General features: G+C 35.8%; 5 protein-coding genes. 3 read left to right on the forward strand and 2 right to left on the reverse strand.

Annotated elements, in window-relative coordinates; translation table 11 throughout:
* The first annotated feature begins 93 nt into the window (after positions 1-93).
* Positions 94-1,341, forward strand: a complete 1,248-nt coding sequence (locus OZD62_RS01305; RefSeq protein ID WP_275019265.1) for an MFS transporter — start codon at positions 94-96, stop codon at positions 1,339-1,341.
* Between the two features lie 27 nt (positions 1,342-1,368).
* Here the strand turns inward: OZD62_RS01305 and map are convergent, their stop codons facing one another.
* Positions 1,369-2,151, reverse strand: a complete 783-nt coding sequence (gene map, locus OZD62_RS01310) for a type I methionyl aminopeptidase (RefSeq protein WP_095742848.1) — start codon at positions 2,149-2,151, stop codon at positions 1,369-1,371.
* A gap of 131 nt (positions 2,152-2,282) precedes the next feature.
* On the reverse strand, positions 2,283-3,521 hold the full coding sequence (gene ftsA / locus OZD62_RS01315; protein WP_010962406.1) for a cell division protein FtsA: 1,239 nt from the start codon (positions 3,519-3,521) through the stop codon (positions 2,283-2,285).
* Between the two features lie 138 nt (positions 3,522-3,659).
* Here ftsA and def point away from each other — a divergent pair, with 138 nt between their 5' ends.
* Both def and OZD62_RS01325 read left to right on the forward strand, forming a co-directional pair.
* Positions 3,660-4,199: a peptide deformylase gene (gene def / locus OZD62_RS01320; protein WP_275019266.1), complete on the forward strand. Its 540-nt coding sequence runs from the start codon at positions 3,660-3,662 to the stop codon at positions 4,197-4,199.
* On the forward strand, positions 4,189-5,010 hold the full coding sequence (locus OZD62_RS01325; RefSeq protein ID WP_010082207.1) for a uracil-DNA glycosylase: 822 nt from the start codon (positions 4,189-4,191) through the stop codon (positions 5,008-5,010). The genes def and OZD62_RS01325 overlap by 11 nt, the downstream gene beginning before the upstream one ends.
* Positions 5,011-5,177 lie beyond the last annotated feature (167 nt).

A 5,177-nucleotide genomic window follows, 5' to 3' on the forward strand; every position in this document is an offset into this window, starting at 1 on the left:
CTAGCTATGAGTAGGGTTATGTTAAAGAGGGAATATGCTTGAATTTACTAGTTTCCGGACAACCTCTAAGATCAAACAGGCTATAGGGAAATTATGCAGCAAATAACAAAAGTAATATTTTCAAGTTTGATTTGTAACACTTTATTGTGGTATGACCACATGCTTTTTGGCCACTTAATAAACATAATAGGTGGTGTGTTTTTTCCATCGGATGATCAACTAACCAGCGTATTGAAGGCTTTTGGAGTGTTTGCAGTGGGTTTCTTAATGAGACCAGTCGGTGCTGCTATATTTGGTCACATTGGTGATAAACATGGCAGAAGAGTTGCCTTATTGCTCTCGATTATATTAATGACTTTATCAACCGTATTAATTGCTTTTGTTCCAGGTTATCAAAGCATTGGAATACTAGCATCAATTCTGGTAGTTTGTTTAAGGCTATTGCAGGGTATATCCCTTGGAGGAGAAGCAGGAAATGCACCATTTTTAATAGAACATGCTCCTAAAAACAAAAAAGGATTTTTTGGCAGCATTGAAGTATTAAGCGCAATTTTTGGTTCAGTATTAAGCCTGATAGCGGTACTCATATGCAAAAAAGTATCTGATCTTGAATCTTGGGGGTGGAGATTACCTTTCATTTTCAGTTTAGCAATGGGATTAATTAGCATATATGTGAGATATATACTTGATGAAAGCCCAGAGTATAAAAGACAAAAAAATCCGTCTAAATTGCCACTAAAAGAGTTATTAAACAATTACAAAAAGCCTGTTCTAATATCAATAGGTATTGACTTGGTTGAAAATGCGTCTCTCTATATATATTTGGTATTTTTCAATGTGCTTACGAATAAAACATTAACAGTAAATACTCATTTTAATCATATAGTGGAAATACTGAGTCAAATTGCGCTCGGAGGATTGACAATATTGTTTGCAATACTTTCTGATAAGGTAGGAAGAGAAAAAGTTATGAAATTTGCATTTATAGCTTTTGTAATAGTGAGTTATCCAGTTTTTTCAATGTTATGTAGTGGCAATTACTTGCTGGCACACATTCTTTTTATAATTCCAATAGCTGCATCGCTTGGTCCTGTCAGTGCACTTATGTGCGAATTATTTCCAACAAAGGTTCGGTACAGTGGATTTGGTTTATCAAGAAATATAGCTGCTGGATTTTTTGGCGGCCTTGCACCATTTATATGCACAACAATTATCAAGGTTACAGGACAAGAGACTTCAGCTAGTTTTTACATGATTTTCTGTGCATTAATTGGGCTAGTTGCTATATCGCAAATTAAGGGTGAGCTTTCTTCAAAATTACCCAAAGTAAACCAAGTATAGTTGCAGTATAGCAGAATTTAAAAAAATCTAATTATAAGGTGGGAAATGCCAATTCTTAGGTGATAATGTGAATATTTCAGCACCATCTTTTGTTACTCCAAGTGTATGCTCAAATTGAGCAGAAAGTGAAAGATCGCGTGTTGTTACTGTCCAGTCATCGAGTTTACTGAGCAGAGTCTCATGTTTTCCAGCATTAATCATTGGCTCTATTGTAAAAAACATACCTTCCTTTAAGACAAGATCTTCATCTTGATCATAGAAATGCACTACATTTGGTGGAGCATGAAAGACTTTTCCTATACCATGTCCGCAGTAGCTGCGTACGATAGAATATCCAAAATCTCTAATATATTTCTCTATAGCAAGCCCTATTTCATTTAACTTATTGCCGGGCTTAACTTGTTTGATTGCTTCCATCAACGCATTATAAGTAGCGTCACATAAACGTTTTGCTTTTATTGATGGCTTGCCAACCCAAAACATGCGACTTGTATCACCATGCCAGCCATTTAAAATCACCGTAACGTCAATATTCAAAATATCCCCATCTTTAAGCGGTGTATCATCAGGAACACCATGGCACACAACGGCATTTTTTGAGGTGCAGATTGATTTTGGATACCCCCTATAATTTAGTGGTGCTGGAATTGCACCTGCATTAATTATAAAGTCATGGCATAGATCATTTAATTCATTAGTTGTCACCCCTACCTTTACGTACGGTGCAATGAAATCAAGAGTTTCAGCAGCAAGCCTGCCAGCCTTGCGCATAAATTCAAAATCTTCTTGTGAGTGTATAGTTATGTTCATATTTTCCATGTCTTATTGTAATTGGTACGCTTACTCGCAAGTACATAAACATAATAATTTTACAATTATAAAAATAAGTCCTATGGATCCTAGTGTCAAGTCATTTGTATGAAAGGTGGTAAAACAGAAATCTAGACTGTAACTTTTGATTTAACCCAATTATACAATTTACTCATTTTACCATCCTGACCTAAAATACCAGAATTATTTTTATAAAAAGTGTCAACTATTAGCTTTATAGAGCCTATAGCAGCAGAAAATACAGGATTTTTATCATATTCGCCATCAAGACCGCTACAAGACTCAGGGCACCCAATTCGAACTTGCTTATTGAATATATAGCCTGCAATTTCCTTCATGCTTGTGAGTTGACTAGTTCCACCTGTGATCACTACTTTATTAATTGGATCTTTCTGCTCTTGAAATTGCTCTCTTACCATTTCAAGTATTTCTTCAACTCTTGGTCTTATGATGTTAATAAGCTCAGATTTGAATACTTGAGTAGGTTCATCATTTTCGTTGTTTTGCATTGTAATGTACTCATTCTCATCTATTGAAGTTACGATAGTGCTGCCATACAGTATTTTTATATACTCTGCACGTTCTATGCTTGTGCATAGCCCGTAAGCAATATCTCGAGTGATATGAACACCACCAATTGGAACGCTGCTTGCATACACAAGTTTCCCTCTTTTGAAAATTCCAATTGCAGTGCACCCACCGCCTATATCAACAATAGCAGTCCCGAGCTCTTTTTCATCTCCACTCAGACAGGCAAGACCTGCAGAATATGCAGAAGCAATACAACCTGCCATATTTAATCCACCATTATTGGTAATACAGTTTTCAATATTGGTAAGCGCTGGACGCGAAGCAGTGACAACATTAACATCAGCAGATAGTCTTTTTCCGTACAATCCACCAACTTCTTTTATGTCAGTCATGTCATCTAAGTGATATTTTAGTGGTATATTGTGAATGATAACATTGTCTTCAATATATTTCTCAAATGTTTGAAAAACTACACGTCTTATATCACGCTCAGAAATCTCATGGTTAGCTGCAATAATTTCATTATGTACATTGAAAGATGAGATGCCACATCCAGCAATGTTCACATATATCTGATCTATGGTTTCTTCTGATACTTGTTCAGCTAAACCTATAGTTGATGAGATGGAGTAATTTGCGTGTTTTACATTAGTTATTGATCCACCGTTTACACCTTCTGCAATCTTATAACCCGTTCCTGTTACTTTATAGCTGAAGTTGCCATTTATCTTAACGATTAGACAAATAATCTTTGTTGTACCTATGTCTAAAACAGCAAAAACATTTCTCTTTGGTTTTGCTATTACTGCAGAGTACATTAGTTAACCTTATTACGCAATTTCATTTAAATTGTAGCTTCCTTTAATAATTTATATTTCTATTATAGATATAGCAACATTTTAATATACACTAAATTCTGGACAAAAGGAAAAGCAAAACATAGAATTATAATTTTTATGTCCATATTACCAATTGTAATTGCCCCTGATGAAAGACTAATCACACGTGCCAGTGAAGTAACAGATATAAACGATAAAATTAAAGAATTAGTAAACGACATGTTCGAAACTATGTATGATGCAGAAGGTCTTGGCCTTGCTGCAGTGCAAGTTGGAGTGTTAAAGAGAATTTTTGTTATGGATATTCAGCTAGAAACGATTGAAAATGAGCCAGCAGGATATGGCTCAACTGGCAAATTTTACATGATTAATCCTGAGATTACAGAATTATCCGATGAACAAGTAATTCTCAAGGAAGGATGCCTTTCAATTCCAGAGCAAAGTCATGAAATTAAGCATCCAAAGTATCTAACTGTGAAATATAAAGACTTAGATAATGAAGAACAAACACTAAAAGCTAGTGGTTGGCTTGCAAGGTGTATTCAGCATGAATTAGATCACTTAAACGGCATATTATATATTAGACATTTATCTAAATTAAAGTATGATATGGCCATGAAAAAAGCACAAAAGGTTAAAAAGCATTATGAGCAATAAAGACCTAGAATTATTAAAATTTTACCATGAAGTGGGCGTTGATTGCACACTAACAGAGGGTGAAGAGGAAAAAAAATTGGAGAGCAAAGAGAGTGTACAACCCTCTGTTATCCAAACTGGGACCAAGAAGAAAGATGCAGATACGCGCTGGGGTGACACTAAAGATGGAAAAGACATGTTTCCAAGTGACTGGATAATCGAAGCAAGGAAACTTGCAAGCAAATGTAATAGTGTGGATGAACTAAGAAGTGCAGTTGAATCATTTGAAGGTTGTGAGATAAAAAAAACTGCAACTAATACTGTCTTTTCCGATGGTAATCCAAACGCAAAAGTTATGCTCGTTGGTGAAGCTCCAGGAGCAAATGAAGACCTTCAAGGCATACCATTTTGTGGTGCAAGTGGAATGTTGCTCGATAAAATGTTAAATGCAATCAATCTTGATCGCACTAAGGTATACATAAGCAATACTGTATTTTGGCGTCCACCTGGCAATAGAAAGCCAACCGACCTAGAGCTTGATATGTGCAGACCATTTGTCGAAAAACACGTTGCACTAGTTTCACCACAAATTTTAATTTTGGTCGGGGGAATCGCATGTTATAGCCTTCTTGACAGCACAAAAACTATATCGAATTTGCGTGGTAGATTTCATACGTACACTAACCAATATTTGTCCAATTCAATCACCACAGCCGCTATATTTCATCCAGCTTACCTACTTCGCCAACCGGCACAAAAACGTTTAGCCTGGGAGGACTTGAAGAAGATTAGGGAGTATCTTGATAACACCAATAACTGCACAAATACCTAATAAAGTGGTAGACCTCTTGCATAGTTTTTTGCAGCATGTTAACAATCGTTAGAAACGAAAAAACTTCCTTGACAAACTCCGCCAGCCCCCTTATCATAAAATTGAAGCTATTGTATTTGCTTTCGCCAATCTGCAGATTAAAAGGTAAGGATTACTTAATGTATCGG

Origin of the sequence: Wolbachia endosymbiont of Drosophila seguyi, assembly GCF_028981765.1 — a bacterium.
Classification (GTDB): domain Bacteria; phylum Pseudomonadota; class Alphaproteobacteria; order Rickettsiales; family Anaplasmataceae; genus Wolbachia; species Wolbachia pipientis.